Consider the following 19304-nt stretch of genomic DNA (forward strand, 5'->3'; position numbering starts at 1 on the left):
TCAGGCGGCGGCGCGTGCCGGGGCTCGCCCGGCGGCGGCACGCTTCGGCTTGGTCCCGGCCCGAGACGCCACGGATTTGGTGGACCCGGCCGACCGGGCCGCCGTGCCGCCGGAGCGGCCGGCTTCGCGCCAGCCCTGCCAGCTCCAGCGCCCCGGCCCGGTCAGTGCGTACATCAGGAAGCCGCCCGCCAAGCCGAAATCAGCCAGCAGGAGGGTGCGTTCGGCGACGGCGCTCGGCCCGGAAAACTGCCAGAACGGATGCAGCAGGACGGCCATGACGCCGACGAAGATCGCAAGGGCCGATCCGCTGAGTCGCGGGAGTACGCCGAGCAGCAGGGCCGCTGGCCCGAACACCTGAACGATCACCGCCGCGGTGGCGAAGGCGTTCGGTGACGGCAGACCGGTCGCCGCTAGCGTAAGGGCGAAACCCGAGACGTTGAGGGCTCGGGCGATGCCGGTGGGCAGGAGCGCGGCGGCGAGCAGCAGCCGTGCGAGGAAGAGCAGTCCGTCTTGGGCACGGCCGGTCACGTATCGGGCTCCGTCTGACATCCGAGATGCGGAGCTTTGTCGGGACCGGCTGAAGACGACGTTAAGCGTCGGCGGTGCTCAACCCGAAACGCCGCCCCGGAACAGGCGGCCGCGCTCGGTCCAGGCCACCACCGCCAAAGCACCTGCGCCGAGGACGGCGTAGCCGATGCCGATCGGCAGGACCGAGCCGTCGAAGGCATGTCCGATCAGGAAGCCGCAGAAGGCGCCCAGAATCGTGGTGTAGAAGCCGAGGAAGGACGAGGCGGTGCCGGCGATCTCGCCCAGGGGCTGAAGCGCCAGGGCGTTGAAATTGGGCATGGCGAAGCTGATCAGAAATTGGTTGGCCGCCAGGATCGAGAGAAACAGCGCCAGAGGCGGGTGGCCCTGATAGGCGAGGCCCGCGCCCACCTGCACCACCGCCACCACGACGAACAGGCTCAGGCCCGCATGCGACAGCGGACGCATGCCGAGGCGGCGCACGAGGCGGGCATTGACCAGGGTCGCGGCTCCCATCGCGCCCGCGACGAGGCCGAAGGCCAGGGGGAACAAGGCGCCGAGCTGGTAGAGCCCCGTGTCGAAGACCTGCTGGGCCGAGCCGACATAGCCCATGATGCAGCCGGTGAGCAGGCCGAGCGCCGTGGCATAGCCAACCGCGATCCGGTTCCGGAACGTGATCCCGACTGCCTGGGCGACGGCTGCCAGCGAGAATGGCCTCCGGTACTGCGGATGCAGTGTCTCGGGCATCCGCCAGGCGAACCAGACCACCAGGATTCCGGCCAGCGCCAGCATCGAGACGAAGACGTAGACCCAGGAGCCGAACAGCAGCATCGCGCCGCCCACGGCCGGGGCGATCATCGGCACGATCAGGAACACCATCATGATCAGCGACATCACGCTCGCCATCTCGCGACCGGCGAAGCGGTCGCGCACGATGGCGGTGGACAGTACGCGACCGCTCGCGGCGCCGATGCCCTGGATGATGCGGGCCGCCAGCAGCCAGCCGAACGACGGTGCCACCATCGCGAGTCCGGTGCCGACGACGTAGATCGCGAGGCCAGCGAGCAGGACGGAGCGGCGGCCGTAGGTGTCGGAGAGCGGTCCGTAGACGATCTGTGCCGTGCCGAATCCGATCATGTAGACGTAGATCAGCAGTTGCAGGCTGTTCGGATCGACAACGCCGAATCGCGCCTGGATGGCCGGGAAGGCCGGCAGCAGGTTGTCGATGGAAATGGCGGTCACCGCCATCATCAGAGCGACGATGCCCACGAACTCGCCGAAGCCCGGTCCCTTCCAGGGCTGGGGCGCTGCGGCGCCGGTCGGTCCAGCAGGGGCGTGGAGGGTCGTGGCCGGGGGACTGGTCACCTGAAAACGGTCCTTCGAGGATGGGCGGGCCGGGGGGATGGGCGGTCCGGCCCGATCGTCATCGAGCCAGAACGCTCGCCCCGGCTGTTGGTGCCTTCCGCGCGCCGGCGCCATCGGGGCCGCCGCATGCCAGCCTCGCGGACGGATGGGCGCGCTCGCGCCACAATCGTCGCGAAGCGTGCCTCGACCTTTTCGCGTTACCGGCGGGAAGGTGTGGAATGGGGTCGCCGGACATCGATTTCATCGGCCCGATGCGAGAGGTAAGGCCGCCAGCCCATGCCCGAGACCCGTCGCCGCATCGTTCAGCTCGCGCTCCTGGCCGGTCTCGTCCCGATCCGGACGGCTTTGGCCGGATCGCGCCGCTCCTTGGCAGACGAGGCCGACGCGCTGGTGCGGCCGTATGCGCGCGCGGGCTTGTTCTCCGGCGCCGTCATCGTGGCCCGGGACGGTGTCGTGCTGTTCCGGCAGGCGTACGGCGCCGCGAATCGCGAGTGGGACGTCGCCAACACGCCCGACACCCGTTTCCGCATCGCGTCCCTGAGCAAGCAGTTCACGGCCGCGGCGATCCTGAAGCTGCAGGAGGCGGGGCAGACCGGCCTCGACGATCCGGTCTCCCGCCATATGCCGGGTCTGCCGGCGGGCTGGGCGCCGATCACCGTGCGGATGCTGCTCGATCACCGCTCGGGCTTGCCCAACGTGACGGCGCTCGCCGATTACGACAGTACGATCGCCCGCGTGGCGCGCCAGCCAATGGAGGTGGTCGGCCGGCTGTTCGGCGAGGCGCTGCTGTTTCCGGCGGGCTCGGCACAGGAATACAGCAACACCGGATACATCCTCCTCGGCGCCGTGATCGAGCGCCTGACCGGCGAATCGTTTGCGGAGGCGCTGCACGGCCTCGTCCTCGGCCCCGCCGGACTGTCGCGGACGGGCGACGCCGATCCCGAACGGATCGTTCCTCGCCGGGCCGTCGGCTATCATCGCGTGGCCGGGCAGTGGCGAAACGCGACGCCCGTCACGGCCGCGGCGGCGCTCGGCGCCGGGGGCCTGGTCTCGACCGTCGACGACCTCGCGGCGTGGGATCGGGCTATGCTCGGGGGCCGCGTCCTCGGACCCGCCGCGATGGCGGAGCTGGTCAAGGACGAGGGGTACGGCTACGGGCTCGGCCTGTATCTCGGGCTAGCCTATGGGGCGCGGCTGTGGTCGCATGGCGGGTTTCTGCACGGCTTCTCGGCGATCAAGGACACCTATCCGGATCTTGGCCTGACGATCGTGGTGCTCGGAAACACCGAGACGACACCGGCCCAGACGCTGTCGCGACGCCTCGGGGCACTCGTTCTGGGGCAGCCGGAGGCAACCGGCATCGTGGTGCCGCCGAACGTGCTCGAACGCTACGCCGGATCGTATCGCACCGGCCGGCGGTCCATCCTCCGGCTGACGCGTGCGGGCGACGGACTGGTGGCGCAGGGGACCGATCTGCCCCGGCTGGTTCTGGCTCCCGAGAGCGACCGGGTGTTCGTGGGCGGGGACGGGACCCGCATCGCCCTCGACATCGAGCCCGACGGGCGGGCGACCGGCCTTCTGCTCGACGCACCGGGCCAAACCCGGGCCGGGCCGCGCATCGATTCCCGCACGGCCCGCCGGATCTCGACGCGGCGTCTCGCCCGGGCGATCCAGCCCTGAGCGACCCACCCTCCGGGTCGCCAACTTGTCGAAACCGGACTAGCATCCGGATGCCGGCCGGGACGCCATCCCGGACACGGGTGCGTTCCAGCCTGCGGGCTCCGCCGCGCGGTCGATCTGTTGGCCAAAAGTCCATCTTGATTTGACGCGCCGCCTGGCCTTGGCTGCGGTTCATAAAAACAAACCAGGAGGATACGCGATGAACAAGCCGGAATTTCTGAATCAGGGCACCAGGTCCCCGTTCTCGGCCCGGTACGAGAACTTCATCGGCGGCCAGTGGGTCTCGCCCGTCGCCGGCCGCTACTTCGAGAACACCTCGCCGATCACCGGCCGGGTGATCTGCGAGGTCGCCCGCTCGGATGCCGCCGACGTCGACAAGGCGCTGGATGCCGCCCATGCCGCCAAGGAGGCCTGGGGTCGCACCGCGCCGGGCGAGCGCGCCCGAATCCTGAACAAGATCGCCGACCGGATGGAGGACAATGTCGACCTCATCGCGCTGGCCGAGACCTGGGACAACGGCAAGCCGATCCGCGAAACGACCCACGCCGACATCCCGCTGGCCATCGACCACTTCCGCTACTTCGCCGGCTGCGTCCGCGCGCAGGAAGGCTCGATCTCCGAGATCGACCACGACACCGTCGCTTATCACTTCCACGAGCCGCTGGGCGTCGTCGGGCAGATCATCCCGTGGAACTTCCCCATCCTGATGGCGGTGTGGAAGCTGGCGCCGGCGCTCGCGGCCGGCAACTGCGTCGTGCTGAAGCCGGCCGAGCAGACGCCCGCCTCGATCCTCGTGGTGGCCGAGCTCATCGCCGATCTGCTGCCGCCGGGCGTGCTCAACATCGTCAACGGCTTCGGCCTCGAATGCGGCAAGCCGCTGGCCTCGTCGCCACGTATCGCCAAGATCGCCTTCACGGGCGAGACGACGACAGGCCGGCTGATCATGCAGTACGCCTCCCAGAACCTGATCCCGGTGACGCTGGAACTCGGCGGCAAGTCGCCGAACATCTTCTTCTCGGACGTCGCCAACGAGGATGACGACTTCTTCGACAAGGCGCTCGAAGGCTTCACGATGTTCGCCCTCAACCAGGGCGAGGTCTGTACCTGCCCGAGCCGCGCGCTCGTGCACGAGTCGATCTACGACCGCTTCATGGAGCGGGCGATCAAGCGCGTCGAGGCGATCACGCAGGGCTCACCCCTCGACCCCGCCACGATGATCGGCGCCCAGGCCTCGTCCGAGCAGTTGGAGAAGATCCTCAGCTACGTGGATATCGGCCGGCAGGAGGGAGCCGAGTGCCTGACCGGCGGCGAGCGCAACGTGAAGGACGGTGAGTTCGCGGAAGGCTACTACATGAAGCCGACGGTGTTCCGCGGCCACAACAAGATGCGGATCTTCCAGGAAGAGATCTTCGGCCCGGTGCTCTCGGTGACGACCTTCAAGGACGACGCCGACGCGCTCTCGATCGCCAACGATACCCTCTACGGCCTCGGCGCCGGCGTCTGGACCCGCGACGGAACCCGTGCCTACCGCTTCGGCCGCGCCATCCAGGCCGGCCGCGTGTGGACGAACTGCTACCACGCCTATCCGGCCCACGCGGCCTTCGGCGGCTACAAGCAGTCCGGCATCGGCCGCGAGAACCATAAGATGATGCTCGACCACTACCAGCAGACCAAGAACATGCTGGTCAGCTACTCGGCCAAGAAGCTCGGCTTCTTCTGAGACCGGCGAACCGTTCGGGACCCGAATGAGACTTGCCCCGGCCGGCAACGGCCGGGGCTTTTTCGTTCCCGTGCTCGTCCCCTGCCCTATCTGTCCGGACAGACCTGTTCACGGAGACCCCGCGATGACCGCGACCGCATCCCTCGATCCGAATTCCGCCGATCAGGCCGGCGCGGACGGTACGCCCCTGCGCGTCACCGCAACACCGGCGGCGGTCGCGCTGATCGAGGAATTGCGGGCCGACCATGGGCCGGTGATGTTCCACCAATCGGGTGGGTGCTGCGATGGCTCGTCGCCGATGTGCTACCCGGTGGGCGATTTCCTGACCGGCGACAGCGACGTCCATCTCGGCACGGTGGCGGGGGCCGATTTCTGGATCAGCCGGCCCCAGTTCGCGGTCTGGAAGCACACGCACCTCATCCTCGATGTGGTGCCGGGGCGCGGCGGCATGTTCTCCCTGGAGAACGGACGCGACAAGCGCTTCCTCATTCGCTCACGGCTGTTCACCGAGGCCGAGAATACGGCGTTGGCGGGCGCCTGTCGGATCTAAAGTCGATCGACGAACGTCACCTTCCCGGACGACAGCGGTCCGGGAAGGTATTGGATCAGGCGCGGCTGACGCTGACGGGGGAGATCTCGGAGAGCTTGGTGGCTCCAACCTGGCGCATGATCGTCTCGAACTCGCGCTGCATGATCGCCAGAACGGTGGTGACGCCCGGCTCTCCGAAGGCGGCCAGACCCCAGACGTAGGGCCGGCCGATACAGACCGCGTTGGCGCCCAGCGCCAGGGCCTTGATCACGTCGGTGCCACGGCGGAAGCCGCCGTCGATCAGGACCGGGACCTTGCCGTTCACCGCCTTGACCACTTCCGGCAACGCGTCGATCGTCGCCTCCAGGCTCTCCTCGGCGCGTCCGCCGTGATTCGATACGATCAGGGCATCGACGCCATAATCGAGGGCCTTCTTGGCATCCTCGTGCGTGACGATGCCCTTGAGGACCAGCTTACCCTTCACGATGCCGCGCAGGCGCTTGACGTAATCCCAGGTCATGCCGGTGCCGTAGAGGTTCGTCACCTTTGACACGTCGATGCCGTCGAACATCGGCTTGCGGCTGACTTCGTTCTTGAAGCCGGGCGTGTGGCAATCCGAGCAGTTGCGGGTGTCGAGGCGGCGCTCTCGGAACAGCGTCTCGGTGTTACGGCCACCCTGGCGATCCACGGTGAGGACGATGGCGGGGGCACCGGCCTTCTCGGCTCGCTTCACCAGGGCCTCGGTTACGGCCCAGTCGTCGGTCGGGTAAAGCATGTACCAGACCGGCGCGCCACGCTCCTTGATCACGTCCTCGATCGACGTGCTGCCCACGGTCGACAGGATCATCTGGTGACCCTTGACCTTGGCGCCGCGGGCCACGGCGGATTCCGCCTCCGGATGGAAGGCGGCCTGGCTGCTGACCGGGGCCAGCACGATCGGGCTCGCCCAGGTCTCGTCGAAGATCTTCACGGTTGTGTCGATCTTGCGCACATCGACCAGGCGACGGGCACGGATGCGGATCTTCTCGAAGCCGTCACGATTCGCCTTGAGCGTCTCGTCGCCGTCGACGCCGCTGGCGAGGTATCCGTAATGCGCCGGCGGGAGCGCCTTCTTGGCGGCCGGCTCGAAGTCGAACACGTTGAGGGCTTGGGTCGGGGAATCGATGATGTCGCCGACATTGCCCGGCGACTGACGCAGGACATCGTAGCTCTGGGCCATGGCTGCATCGGTGCCGAGGGCCGAGAGGCCTGCCAGGGCCGTGACGAGACCGGGCGCGACGACCGGACTTGCAGACAAGAACTCCAAGAACTTGCGGCGGTGGAGCAGTTTTTCAGTCTCGGAATGAGGCTGAATTTGAAACGTCTCGGTCATTCAATGGGCTCACACAGCGATCTCGCGGAGATGCCGTCCTGCACCATCCCTGTTGCGATGCGCAACACAGGCTCTATGCGTTATATGTCAATCTCTCGGCCCGGGATTGCGACGTTATATTGCAGCTGTAGTCTTTGGAATGATAATAAACCGACGGTAAGACCGCAGGCGTAGATCTCGGCAGTCTAAAGGTCTGCACTCACATTCGTGCTGCATTGCATTAAACGCATCGTGGCTAAGCTTCGACCGGTCGGGTCGCGGCGCCGTCAGGCGTCATCCCGATCAGCGGTTTCGCCGGTCGGGCCCCGATACCCCGAGGCGAGGACGTAGAGTTCGCTGGAATCGGCCCGGCTGGCGTTCGGCTTGACGTGGCGCACGGTGGCGAAGTCGCGCTTCAGGTCGGCCAGCAGAGTTCCCTCGGTGCCGCCCTGAAACACCTTGGCGAGATACGATCCGCCGGGTGCGAGGATCTCGCGCGCGAACTCGGCGGCCGTTTCGGCAAGCCCGATGATCCGCAGGTGGTCGGTCTGTTTGTGACCGGTGGTGTTGGCCGCCATGTCCGACAGAACCAGATCGGCGCGGCCGCCGAGCAGGTCGGTCAGCAGCGCCGGCGCTTCCGGCGCCAGGAAGTCGAGGGTGATGAATTCGACGCCGACCATCGGCTCGATCTCCAGGAGATCGATGCCGACGATCCGGCCGGTATCCCCGACGATCTTGGCCGCGACCTGCGACCAGCCACCGGGCGCGGCGCCGAGATCGACGATGCGCTGCCCGGGCTTGAGCAGCTTGAAGCGCTCATCGATTTCAATCAGCTTGAAGGCCGCACGCGAGCGATAGCCTTCGCGTCGGGCACGAGCCACGTAGGGATCGTTCAGCTGCCGCTCGAGCCAGCGCTTCTGCGAGGCCGTGCGGCCCCGCCCCGTCTTGACCCGCTGCTTGAGTTCGCCGCGCAAACCCCCGCTGGCACCACGCCTGTCACTCACCGGTAGCTCCCACGGCGCCAGACGCCGTCCTCACGCATCATGTTCATCAGCAAGCCCTCGCGCAGGCCGCGATCGGCGATCCGGAGGCGGTCGGACGGAAAGGCCCGGCGAATGGCCTCCAGGATGGCACAGCCGGCCAGCACGAGATCCGCTCGGTCGCGACCGATGCACGGATTGTCCGCGCGCTGGTCGAGGCGGGTGTCGAGAAGATCGTCGATGGCATCGCCGACTTCCGCATCACTCATCCAGAGGCCGTCCACGCGCCGACGCTCGTAGCGGGCGAGGCGCAGGTGCATCGCTGCCAACGTGGTCACCGTACCGGAGGTGCCGAGCAGGTGGAAGTGCCGCGCATTCGCCGCCGGCGCCGCCCGGATGGCGAAGCGCGCGAGCAGGTCTGCGACCTCCTCGACCATGCCCTCGAAGGTCAGGCGGGTGACGTCGCTGCCACCGTGCCGCTCGGCCAGCGTCACGACCCCGACGGGAAGCGAATCCCAGGCGCGGATGCGCAGGGTGGGGTCGGCAGAGGGGTTGGTGGCTGCCCCGTCGAGCCAGGCGATCTCCGTCGAGCCGCCGCCGATATCGAAGATAACGACCGACTCCGAATAGGGGTCGGCCAGGGCCGCACAGCCCGTCACCGCCAGATAGGCCTCGGTCTGACGGTCGACGATCTCCAGGTCGAGCCCGACTTCACTGCGCACGCGCTCGACGAATTCGGCGCCGTTGACTGCGAGGCGACAGGCTTCTGTGGCGATGATCTTGGCGCGCAGCACGCCGCGCGCTTGCATCTTGGCGCGGCAGACGCGAAGCGCCTCGAGAGTCCGCTCGATCGCCGGCTCGCTCAGCCTGTCGGAGCTGCCGAGCCCCTCGCCAAGGCGCACGATGCGCGAGAACGCATCGATGACGCGAAAGCCGTGCGAGGCCGGCTCGGCGACCAGCAGGCGGCAATTGTTGGTGCCAAGATCGAGGGCCGCGTAGGCGTTGCGGCGCTGCGGGCGACCGGCCGGACCCTGTGCCTCGACGCGGGCCGACTCCACACGGGGAGCCTCGACACGCGCGAGCGGAGCCGGCGACGGCTTCTTCCCGCCATTCGGGCGGGCCGGCAGGGTCGCGGCGCTCTCTTCCCTCATCGGCCGAGCCGAAATCCTCGATCATGGCCCCAGGCGGAGAGCCGGACCAACATTCCGCAAGGACGCTACAGGTCTCCCCGACAAACTGCAAAGCCTCGATAACAAAGGCGCGTGGATGGCGGATGATTCCGGCGGCCCGAACGGAGCGAGGGGAAATCTAACCGAGTTTGCCGGCCGCCGCCATGCGCGGGACGGGGCGCAGCAGGCTCTTCACCTGCGAGAACGGACGCGGGCGGTTGATGACTTCATCGAGGCGCGACCAGAGCGTCTTCGGCGAGAACGGCTTCGCGATGATCTCGTTGACCCCCAGCGAGATCGCCCGATCCACCACGTTCCGGCGTGGCTGGGCGAGCATGAGAATGATCGGCACGGTCGGCGACGGAGAGGTCGTCGGCGTCCGTGCGAGGCGGATGAACTCCTCCCCGGAGAGAATTGCCAGATCCCAGTCGATGATGGTCAGGTCGGGCTTGCTTTCGGCCAGGACGCCGAGGGCCTCGGCTCCGTCCGGCGCCTCGAGCACGCGCTTGATCCCGACGCGCATGAGCATGTCGCGCACGATGCGACGGATGTAGAGGCTTTCGTCGACGACGAGGGCCGAGAGATCCGGGAAGCTCGGTGTGGCGATCATGTGTGAGGGTCGGACCGGTCGGCTGGCGCAGGCGTGCTCCGGCAACAGCTTAGCCGGACCGGCCTTTGCGCTTTGCTAACGCGCGACGACAAATTGCAACGATCGCACAGGCGCCTGAAAATTGCCCAAACGCGAGGCATCGGCGCCAGCAGCTCGCCGGTGCGCTAAAAAGCTACGCATTTTGCCGCAGGAAAGTTACGGAACCCTGACGAACCCGGGCAGAAGCATCTTGCGATCAAGGCAGCTTTCAGTCAGGACTAAGGCGTTATTCTTGGTCACCGCTGCTGGGAGTAATGATAGTGCGGAGCGTGGGCTGTCTGGGATGGCGCGCACGCGGTTATCGAAACTGATGGTCGGCGGACGGTTTTTGCGAGCTTTCTATGGGACGTGGTCGTGATTTTCGGGGGCCGCAGAAGCGCGGCTTCGATGAGGGTGGAGCCGAGCCGCGTTGGCCGGATCAGGCTCCTCCGAGCGGCGGTGGCTACGGTGGTGGTTTCGGCGGTGGCGGCGGTTTCGACCGTGGCCCGGCCAGGGCTGCCGCAGCTCCCTCGGGGCCGGAGCGCGATGCGACGGTCAAGTGGTTCAACAAGGAGAAGGGCTTCGGTTTCGTCGAGCTGGCTGACGGTTCGGGCGATGCCTTCCTCCACATCCGCGCCGTCGAAGCTGCCGGTCATGCCGATCTCCTGCCCGGCACGCGCCTGACGGTTCACACCGCCCAGGGCCAGAAGGGTCCGCAGGTGACCGACGTCACCAGCGTGGATACCTCGACGGCTGAGGCTGCGCCCATGCGCGATGCGCGTCCGCCCCGCACCGGAGGGTTCGGCGGCGGCGACCGCTTCGGCGGTGGTGGCGGTTACGGCGGTGGTGGTGGTGGCTACGGCGATCGCGCCGGCGGCGGCGATCGTGGCGGTGGCCGCTTCGCCAGCGGCCCGTCGACCGAGATGACCGGCACGGTGAAGTGGTACGATCCGGCCAAGGGCTTCGGCTTCGTCTCCGTCAACGATGGCGGCAAGGACGTGTTCGTGCATCGCTCCGCGCTCTCGCGGGCCGGTCTCGACTCGCTCGCCGAGGGCCAGCAGGTCGTCCTCGGTGTCGTCGAGGGCCAGAAGGGCCGCGAGGCCCAGAGCATCAACGTCGACGATTGATCGTCGTCCCGGGGTCGCGTTGCGGCCACCTTTGAGAGCTTGACTGAAGCGGCGGCCCCTTGGGCCGCCGTTTCGCGTTGGGGATATGACAGGCTGAGGACGAACGGATGCGGATCGCCGTGATGTCGACGGTTACCCTGGTGGCCATGATCACCGCCGGGTCGGCCGCGGCGGAGGATTTCACCGGATTCTACGCCGGCGTGAACGCGGGCTATGCGTTCGGGGCGGGGGAGCGCGACGCACGGGGCGCTAGGCCGGATGCCGCGAGCGAGGTCGCGGGTGCGACGGCAGGGAATGGCATGCCGCCGAGTGCGATGGAGGCATCCCGAGCGCTTCAGGCACGGAACCGCACACCGCAGCCGGGTTCGGCGAACCCCCTCCCCCGCTGATCGTCGCCATGGGTGAGCGTTCCACGCCAGGACCGTGTCAACGAGAAAGGGCCGCCCTTGTGGGGGCGGCCCTTCCGGTGTTCGGCGCGATCCACTGGGATCAGCGCGAATAGAACTCGATGACGAGGTTCGGTTCCATCTGGACCGGGTAGGGAACTTCGCCGAGGTTCGGCACGCGGGTCACGCGGGCGGTCATCTTGGAGTGATCCACCTCGATGTAGTCCGGCACGTCGCGCTCGGGGAGCTGCGCCGCCACGACGACGATCTCGAGCTGCTTCGACGAATCCTTGACCTCGATCAGGTCGCCCGGCTTCACCAGGTAGCTGGCGATGTTGACGCGCTGACCGTTGACCTTGACGTGGCCGTGGTTGACGAACTGGCGCGCCGCGAACGGGGTCGGCACGAACTTCGCGCGGTAGACCACGGCGTCGAGGCGACGCTCGAGCAGGCCGATCAGGTTCTCGCCGGAATCGCCACGCAGGCGGATCGCCTCGGCGTAGTAGCGGCGGAACTGCTTCTCGGTGATGTTGGCGTAGTAGCCCTTGAGCTTCTGCTTGGCGCGCAGCTGCGTGCCGAAGTCGGACATCTTGCCCTTGCGGCGCTGACCATGCTGGCCGGGGCCGTACTCGCGGCGATTGACGGGGCTCTTCGGGCGGCCCCAGATGTTCTGGCCCATGCGGCGATCGAGCTTGTGCTTCGCCTGAATGCGTTTTGACATCGCGGTTCCTCTCGCAATGGAGATCTATCGAGGAACGCGCCCTCCTCTTTCCGCCGTGGCACAGGGCCGATGACGGAACGACAGAGCGGACATTGCCGCCCACGGGTGCGTTAGAACGAGTGTGTACGAAAATGCTTCGGGGCCCCTCGTCGGAGCCCCGTCACCGGCGCTTCGTTAGAGCAGGAGCGCGGCAAGGTCAATGCCGAGCCGGCTCTTCGCTACCGGCCGCGGCGGCACGGATCGGACCGGAGCGGGTGAGGCGCGGGGGCCGGTACGTCATCGTCAGATGCCGCGGACTTGGGTGCCTGACTTTCGAGGGGTGGCCATCCGCACGCATGCGGCGGTCCGCGTCCTCCCAAGGCGGGAGGTTGCTCCCGGAGGTCAGGACAGTGTCCGCTTGGGTCCAATGGACCACCGAGGCCTCATCGCACCAGCGGACCAGGCTGGGCATCGCGCTGCGATGGGCACCCCCCATCACGTACCGGCGCATGCTCGCCTCATCCGTCCAGGCCGTCATGGTCCAGAAGGTCCAGTCGTGATCCTGTAGCAGGGCACCGGTCTTGAATCCGGTGGCCTGGCGAACCTGATTGCGAGTCCGGATCGCGTGCATGGCAAATCCCGGCAGAAATCGGATCGCGCGGAGGTGCAGGCGGGTGACACTGATGAAGGTCATGATGTTACCGGTCACCCTCATTCGGCCGAGAGCGATGGAGGAGACGCCCGATTGCGCCCACAGCGCGCGTTCGCCGACGAGCGTGGCTTCGTCCTGCTATTGGCGTCCGAGCGGCATCGGCTCGACGGCGATGGAGCCGATGCCGCGCAGCATCAGCGAATGTCGAAGCGGTTGGGTCAGGCCCCCTCCAGCCGTGAAGGCACCCAGCATGGGGGCAGCCGCGCGGGCGGTGCGATCCACCGGTCCGAGCAACTGGGTCACGCGGCGGGCGATGGCCGGTGCGGGATCGATCCACGTCACCGGCCATGGTGCGAGGACCTGGAAGCGTGTGAGCAGCAGGGGGTAGTGCGTACAGGCAAGGCAGACCACATCGGTGCGCCGGCCATCCTCCAGGGTCACGAAGCAGGGAGCGATCTCGCGGGCGAGCTCTAAATCGTCGATGGGCCGTCCGGCCAGTTCGGCCTCGGCATAGCCCGCGAGGTTCGGAGCACCCACCAGGGTCACCGCGCAGGTGGACGCGTAGGTCTCGATGAGATCATGCGTGTAGGCCCGCGCCACCGTACCAGGCGTCGCCAGAAGGGTGACGACACGCGAGCGCGTTGCCTCCGCCGCCGGTTTGATCGGCGGCACGACGCCGACGAACGGTGTGGTGAAATGCTGGCGCAGGGCCGGCAGAACCAGGGTGGATGCGGTGTTGCACGCGACCACCACGAGGTCTGGGCGGTGCACGGCAACCAAACGCTCCATCACGGCGAGCACCCGGTCGACCAGGACGGGCTCCGCGAGGCGCCCATAGGGAAAGGCTGCGTCGTCGGCCGCATACACATAGCTGGCATCGGGCCGTGCCCGCCGAACCTGATCCAGCACGGACAAGCCGCCGAGCCCGGAATCGAACACCAGGATGGTGGGCGTCGGGACCACGTTCCGGGCCGCCGCGCTGGTGGTCGCTCCAGCCATGAGATCGATCCGCATCCGAGTTCGGTCCGACTGTCTCGCTTCAACGGCGAAGTGTCGGCCGGCGACGGTTAAGGGGATGTCACCATGGCCTGAAAAAGGCGACGCGTTCCGTAGGGTGCGGGACCGTTGCCGCGACGAACGGCCCAGCTTTGCGGAGATTGCCGAATCCACCATCGGACATATCTCACCTGACGATAGTGTCAGAGAGGATGTTCGTCATGGCAGCGACGGCAGCGTTTCGCGAGATCCAGGACGTGGCGACGGACCGGGCGGTCTTCCCGCCTCCGTCTCGAAATGCCAAGCCTGTCGATCGCTCGGCCTGGATCGCCGCTTTTCATCATGTCCGCGACGAGACAGAGCGGCGAGCCGGCCCGCTCTCTCCCGAGGACCAGCAGGTCCAGTCGATGGCCGATGCGAGCCCGACGAAATGGCACCGAGCCCATACGACGTGGTTCTTCGAACAGTTCCTGCTGCGCGAGCATCTGCCGGGCTACGCCATCTATGATGAGCGGCTGCACTACCTCTTCAATTCCTACTACGTCGCCGCCGGCCCCCGTCAGCCCCGCATTCTGCGCGGGCTGATCACGCGGCCGACCGCCGACGACGTGGCGGGCTACCGGGCGCATGTGGATCGGGCCGTGGACGCTCTTCTGAGCCAAGCTTCCGCCAGCGCCTTGGATGCGATCCTGCCGGTTCTGGAGATCGGGCTGTACCATGAGCAACAGCACCAGGAGTTGCTGATCACCGATATCCTGCATGCCTTTGCGCAGAACCCCCTCGGACCAGCCTATGACGCCGGGTGGCGCTTCCCTCGACCGGTTGGCGCAGAGGGGCGTTCGGATATCGCGCGCGGCATCGTCCCGATCGGGCATACGGGTGAGGGCTTCTCGTTCGACAACGAATCGCCGCGCCACGAGGTTCTGATCCAGGGCGGTACCATCGACAGAGCCCTCGTGACGAACGCACAATGGCTCGCCTTCATGGCCGATGGTGGCTACACGCGCCCCGAACTCTGGCTTTCGGATGGCTGGATCGCCGCCCAGGCTGAGGGCTGGGAGGCGCCGGGTTACTGGCGCCGTGACGGCGTCTCGGAGGCCGAAGAGATCAGTGGCCGCCAAGCGTGGGCAAGCATGACCCTGGCCGGCATCCAGCCGATCGACCCAACTCTCCCGGTGACCCATATCAGCTACTTCGAGGCTGACGCTTATGCCCGATGGGCCGGACGGGATCTGCCGACCGAGTTCGAGTGGGAGGTCGCTGCCCGCGAGGACAAACTTTCGGACGCCTTCGGCCTCGTCTGGCAATGGACCCGCAGCGCCTACACCGCCTATCCGGGCTATCGCCCGGTCGACGGAGCGCTCGGCGAATACAACGGCAAGTTCATGTCGAACCAGTTCGTGCTGCGCGGCTCATCGGTCGCCACGGCGCAAGGCCATGCGCGCGTTGAATACCGAAATTTCTTCTACCCGCATCAGCGCTGGCAATTCACGGGCCTGCGCCTGTCCGACACCCGCATCTGACTGCTCCCCTCGACCTGTCGCGTATCCGGAGAGATCCCTTGACCATCAATCCCGTCTTCACGGATGCGACGCCGATCACGGCCCTCGACGCCGAACGGCAATTCCTCGACGATGTCCTCACCGGCCTGTCGGCACCCCAGAAGTTCCTCTCGGCGAAGTACTTCTACGATGCTGCCGGTTCAGACCTGTTCGAGGCGATCACCCGCCAGCCTGAATATTATCCGACGCGAACCGAACTCGGCATCCTCGACGCGCAGGGTTCGGCGATTGCCGCGGCCCTTCCGGAGCGGGCGACGCTCGTAGAATTCGGCAGCGGCTCGACCGTCAAGGTACGGCGCCTCTTGGTGCATCGGCCGGACCTTGCCGGATACGTTCCGGTCGACGTTTCGGAAAGCTTCCTGCGCAGCGAGGCCGAGGCCTTGGCGCAGGATTTCCCCCATCTCGCGATCACCCCCGTCGCCGCCGACTTCACCCGGGCCTTCTCCCTGCCGTCGGGACTCGCGGAGGGACCTGTGGCCGGCTTCTTTCCCGGCTCGACCATCGGTAATTTCGAGCCGCCCCAAGCAGCCCGTCTGCTCGAACACTTCGGACAGGTTCTGGGCTCCGGCGCAACGTTGATCATCGGGGTCGATCTCGTGAAGGACAGGGCGGTCCTCGAAGCGGCCTATGACGATGTGGCGGGAGTAACGGCGGCCTTCAACCGCAATCTTCTTGTCCGCATGAAACAAGAGCTCGGTGCCGATATCGACCGCGATGCCTTCACGCACCGTGCCTTCTTCAATGCGGACGCCTCTCGCATCGAGATGCATCTGGTCAGCCGGACAGCGCAGACGATCCAGATCGCCGATCGGCGCATCTCTTTCGCGGAAGGCGAAACCATCCATACCGAGAACAGCTACAAGTATACGATCGATCGCTTCCGTGCCTTGGCTTATGAGGCCGGCTGGGAGGCGGGGTCTGTCTGGACCGACCCGGCCGCCCTGTTTTCGATTCACGCTCTGAAGCGGCCGTAGGCGTCAGCTGCGTTTCTCCAGCATAGCCTTGACCTGCATTAGCTGATCCCAGAGTTGGCCCGGCGAGGTACCGAGAACGTCGAGTCCGGCCGTCACACCCCAGTAAATCCCGACGACGATGACAGGAACGAGGATCCAGCCCAGGATTTCCTCGCCCTGACGCCGGCGCTTGCGACGCAGCCGACGCTGTTCGCGGGCCGTCAGCTTCGGCACGGGCTGGTGGGTCTGCGAAATCGGCGTGAGGGGACCTTCGTGTAAGTCACTCATCCGGGGGGCGCCCTCCTCAATCGTTCTCAGCGATAGGGAGGCGTTTCCGGCCCATCTGTCGTTGCAGCGCCCGCTCTCCGTTCCCGCGCTTGCTAACCACCCGGCGATCTCATGTCGACCGGCGGGTCTGGTTTTCTCAACGTTCAAGACCATGAAACCGGCCCCTCCGATGAACGGAGAGACCGGCTGGTTACGCGATCAGGCCTTGACCAACGGCACTTTTGGGACGGTACGAACGCCCGAGCCGCCGCCACCGGACCCACCCTTGTCATCACGCTTGTCGGTCGGCTTGCGCGTCGACGCTTTGGCCCGGGTCCGCTTGTGCTTCTTGGCGGCGTTGGTGACATCCTTCTCGGGCTTCGGCGTCACCGGGCCGGCCGGGAATTCGAAACCGAGTGCCTCCTTGCCCTCGCCTTCGGGCTTGCGGACCACGACTCGGACCGCGCCGCCATCCTTAAGCCGTCCGAACAGAACCTCGTCGGCCAGCGGAGTCTTGATGGTCGACTGGATCAGCCGGGCCATAGGCCGGGCGCCCATGGCATCGTCGTAGCCGTTCTCGGTCAGCCACTCGCGCGCCTCGTCCGAAAGCTCGATGGTGACATTGCGATCGGCCAGCTGCGCCTCGAGCTGGAGGACGAACTTGTCCACCACCTTCGCCACGACTTCCTTTGGCAGGTGCCCGAACGAGATGATCGCATCGAGCCTGTTGCGGAATTCCGGTGCGAACAGCTTGTTGATGGCCTCGACGTCGTCGCCCGTGCGCTTCGCCTGCGTGAAGCCGTAGGCGGACTTGGCCAGGTCGGACGCGCCCGCATTCGTCGTCATGATGATGATGACGTTCCGGAAATCGACCTGCTTGCCGTTGTGATCTGTCAGCTTGCCGTGATCCATGACCTGCAACAGGATGTTGAAGAGGTCCGGATGCGCCTTCTCGATCTCGTCGAGCAGCAGGACGCAATGCGGGTGCTGATCGATGCCGTCGGTCAGCAGGCCACCCTGGTCGAAGCCGACGTAACCGGGAGGCGCGCCGATCAGGCGGCTGACCGTGTGGCGCTCCATGTACTCGGACATGTCGAAGCGAAGCATCTCGACACCGAGGGACGCCGCGAGCTGCTTGGCGGCTTCGGTCTTACCGACGCCGGTCGGACCCGCGAACAGGTACGAACCGATCGGCTTGTCCGGGTCGCGCAAACCGGCGCGAGCCAACTTGATCGCGGATGTGAGCGCATCGATGGCGTTCGGCTGGCCGTAGACCACGCGCTTGAGGTTCTCGGTCAGGTTCTTGAGAACCACCGCGTCATCCTTCGACACGGTCTTGGGCGGGATGCGGGCCATCGTGGCGATGGTCGCCTCGATCTCCTTAACGCCGATGGTGCGCTTGCGGCGTGCCTCCGGGACCAGCATCTGCGATGCGCCGGTCTCGTCGATGACGTCGATCGCCTTGTCGGGCAGCTTGCGGTCGTTGATGTACCGGGCCGAGAGTTCCACCGCCGCCTTCACGGCCTCGGTGGTGTACTTGAGCTTGTGGAATTCCTCGAAGTACGGCTTCAGGCCCTTCACGATCTCGATCGCATCGGGGATCGACGGTTCATTGACGTCGATCTTCTGGAAGCGGCGCACCAGGGCGCGATCCTTCTCGAAGTACTGGCGGTACTCCTTGTAGGTGGTCGAACCAATGCAGCGGAGCGAGCCGTTCGCCAGGGCGGGCTTCAAGAGGTTCGAGGCATCCATGGCACCGCCCGAGGTCGCACCGGCGCCGATGACGGTGTGGATCTCGTCGATGAAGAGCACCGCGTTTGGGTGCGCCTCGATCTCCTTCATCACCTGCTTGAGGCGCTCCTCGAAGTCACCGCGATAGCGGGTACCGGCCAGCAGGGTACCCATGTCGAGGGAGAACACCGTGGCCTCGATGAGGACTTCGGGCACCTCCTTGTTGATGATCTTGCGGGCCAGACCCTCGGCGATGGCGGTCTTGCCGACGCCCGGCTCGCCCACCAGCAGAGGGTTGTTTTTCTGCCGGCGGCAGAGGATCTGGATGGTGCGCTGCACCTCGCTCTCGCGTCCGATCAGCGGATCGATGCGACCGTCACGGGCCTTCTTGTTGAGGTTGACGCAATAGGCCTCGAGGGCATCGCCCTTCTTCTTCGCGCGACCCTCGCCCTCATCACCGCTGGGACGCTCCGAGGCCGCTTCCTCGTCGGCTCCGCGCACAGGCTTCGACTCGGAGGCTCCCGGCCGCTTGGCAATGCCGTGGCTGATGTAATTGACGGCATCGTAGCGCGTCATGTCCTGCTCCTGCAGGAAATAGGCGGCGTGGCTCTCGCGCTCGGCGAAGATCGCCACCAGCACATTCGCACCTGTGACCTCCTCGCGCCCGGAGGATTGCACGTGGATCACCGCGCGCTGGATCACGCGCTGGAACCCCGCTGTCGGTTTGGCATCCTGCCGGCCGTCCCCGATCAGGTTCGCCAATTCGGTGTCGACGTATTCGACCAGGCTGCGCTTGAGGGTGTCGACCTCGACGTTGCAGGCGCGCATGACGGCGGCCGCGTCCTGATCGTCGACGAGGGCGAGCAGGAGATGCTCCAGCGTCGCGTATTCGTGCCGGCGCTCACCGGCGAGCGCCAAGGCGCGGTGGAGAGCTTGTTCTAGGCTGCGAGAGAAGCTGGGCAAAGCGTGGCCTCTGTGTGGGG

Annotated in this window: 18 protein-coding genes; 7 read left to right on the plus strand and 11 right to left on the minus strand. The window is 66.5% G+C overall.

Features of this window, described 5'->3' with window-relative positions:
• Positions 1 to 528 (minus strand): DoxX family protein, encoded by a 528-nt coding sequence (locus ASF60_RS19650; RefSeq protein WP_056189071.1) that lies wholly within the window; start codon positions 526 to 528, stop codon positions 1 to 3.
• Positions 529 to 606: 78 nt separating this feature from the next.
• Complete coding sequence (locus ASF60_RS19655) at positions 607 to 1776, minus strand: multidrug effflux MFS transporter (protein ID WP_156375942.1); 1170 nt, start codon at positions 1774 to 1776, stop codon at positions 607 to 609.
• A 390-nt stretch (positions 1777 to 2166) separates the two neighbouring features.
• Between ASF60_RS19655 and ASF60_RS19660 the strand changes: the two genes are divergently transcribed.
• From ASF60_RS19660 to ASF60_RS19670, 3 genes are all read left to right on the plus strand, one after another.
• Complete coding sequence (locus tag ASF60_RS19660) at positions 2167 to 3570, plus strand: serine hydrolase domain-containing protein (RefSeq protein WP_082508092.1); 1404 nt, start codon at positions 2167 to 2169, stop codon at positions 3568 to 3570.
• Positions 3571 to 3769: 199 nt separating this feature from the next.
• The gene (gene adh, locus ASF60_RS19665; RefSeq protein WP_056189077.1) at positions 3770 to 5290 is read left to right on the plus strand and encodes an aldehyde dehydrogenase; all 1521 of its coding nucleotides are present in this window, start codon (positions 3770 to 3772) and stop codon (positions 5288 to 5290) included.
• A 124-nt stretch (positions 5291 to 5414) separates the two neighbouring features.
• On the plus strand, positions 5415 to 5840 hold the full coding sequence (locus ASF60_RS19670; RefSeq protein WP_056189080.1) for a DUF779 domain-containing protein: 426 nt from the start codon (positions 5415 to 5417) through the stop codon (positions 5838 to 5840).
• A gap of 55 nt (positions 5841 to 5895) precedes the next feature.
• Here the strand turns inward: ASF60_RS19670 and ASF60_RS19675 are convergent, their stop codons facing one another.
• The 4 genes from ASF60_RS19675 to ASF60_RS19690 all read right to left on the minus strand — a co-directional run bounded on the left by ASF60_RS19675 (position 5896) and on the right by ASF60_RS19690 (position 9929).
• A complete protein-coding gene (locus ASF60_RS19675; RefSeq protein WP_244478515.1) occupies positions 5896 to 7116 on the minus strand; it encodes an alpha-hydroxy acid oxidase in 1221 nt (406 codons plus the stop codon).
• A gap of 341 nt (positions 7117 to 7457) precedes the next feature.
• Positions 7458 to 8174, minus strand: coding sequence for an RlmE family RNA methyltransferase (locus ASF60_RS19680; protein WP_056189087.1), 717 nt, complete (start codon positions 8172 to 8174; stop codon positions 7458 to 7460).
• Positions 8171 to 9301 (minus strand): Ppx/GppA phosphatase family protein, encoded by a 1131-nt coding sequence (locus tag ASF60_RS19685; RefSeq protein WP_056189090.1) that lies wholly within the window; start codon positions 9299 to 9301, stop codon positions 8171 to 8173. The genes ASF60_RS19680 and ASF60_RS19685 overlap by 4 nt, the downstream gene beginning before the upstream one ends.
• 157 nt (positions 9302 to 9458) lie before the next feature.
• On the minus strand, positions 9459 to 9929 hold the full coding sequence (locus ASF60_RS19690) for a response regulator (protein ID WP_056189093.1): 471 nt from the start codon (positions 9927 to 9929) through the stop codon (positions 9459 to 9461).
• A gap of 380 nt (positions 9930 to 10309) precedes the next feature.
• Here ASF60_RS19690 and ASF60_RS26050 point away from each other — a divergent pair, with 380 nt between their 5' ends.
• Positions 10310 to 11074, plus strand: coding sequence for a cold-shock protein (locus ASF60_RS26050; RefSeq protein ID WP_056189096.1), 765 nt, complete (start codon positions 10310 to 10312; stop codon positions 11072 to 11074).
• Between the two features lie 122 nt (positions 11075 to 11196).
• On the plus strand, positions 11197 to 11463 hold the full coding sequence (locus ASF60_RS19700; protein WP_338011514.1) for a hypothetical protein: 267 nt from the start codon (positions 11197 to 11199) through the stop codon (positions 11461 to 11463).
• Between the two features lie 100 nt (positions 11464 to 11563).
• Here the strand turns inward: ASF60_RS19700 and rpsD are convergent, their stop codons facing one another.
• The 3 genes from rpsD to murI form a co-directional block, all read right to left on the minus strand.
• Positions 11564 to 12181: a 30S ribosomal protein S4 gene (rpsD, locus tag ASF60_RS19705; protein ID WP_056189104.1), complete on the minus strand. Its 618-nt coding sequence runs from the start codon at positions 12179 to 12181 to the stop codon at positions 11564 to 11566.
• 196 nt (positions 12182 to 12377) lie between these two features.
• A complete protein-coding gene (locus ASF60_RS19710) occupies positions 12378 to 12854 on the minus strand; it encodes a DUF3291 domain-containing protein (protein WP_056189648.1) in 477 nt (158 codons plus the stop codon).
• A gap of 96 nt (positions 12855 to 12950) precedes the next feature.
• A complete protein-coding gene (gene murI / locus ASF60_RS19715) occupies positions 12951 to 13826 on the minus strand; it encodes a glutamate racemase (protein WP_056189108.1) in 876 nt (291 codons plus the stop codon).
• 203 nt (positions 13827 to 14029) lie between these two features.
• Between murI and egtB the strand changes: the two genes are divergently transcribed.
• Positions 14030 to 15331 (plus strand): ergothioneine biosynthesis protein EgtB, encoded by a 1302-nt coding sequence (gene egtB / locus ASF60_RS19720; RefSeq protein WP_056189652.1) that lies wholly within the window; start codon positions 14030 to 14032, stop codon positions 15329 to 15331.
• Between the two features lie 38 nt (positions 15332 to 15369).
• A complete protein-coding gene (gene egtD, locus ASF60_RS19725) occupies positions 15370 to 16344 on the plus strand; it encodes an L-histidine N(alpha)-methyltransferase (protein ID WP_056189111.1) in 975 nt (324 codons plus the stop codon).
• 3 nt (positions 16345 to 16347) lie between these two features.
• Here the strand turns inward: egtD and ASF60_RS19730 are convergent, their stop codons facing one another.
• Together ASF60_RS19730 and clpA are read right to left on the minus strand one after the other, a co-directional pair.
• Complete coding sequence (locus ASF60_RS19730) at positions 16348 to 16611, minus strand: hypothetical protein (RefSeq protein WP_056189114.1); 264 nt, start codon at positions 16609 to 16611, stop codon at positions 16348 to 16350.
• Positions 16612 to 16809: 198 nt separating this feature from the next.
• Positions 16810 to 19284 (minus strand): ATP-dependent Clp protease ATP-binding subunit ClpA, encoded by a 2475-nt coding sequence (gene clpA / locus ASF60_RS19735; RefSeq protein ID WP_056189116.1) that lies wholly within the window; start codon positions 19282 to 19284, stop codon positions 16810 to 16812.
• Positions 19285 to 19304: the final 20 nt, after the last annotated feature.

This window comes from Methylobacterium sp. Leaf113 (genome assembly GCF_001423325.1).
Taxonomy (GTDB): Bacteria; Pseudomonadota; Alphaproteobacteria; order Rhizobiales; family Beijerinckiaceae; genus Methylobacterium.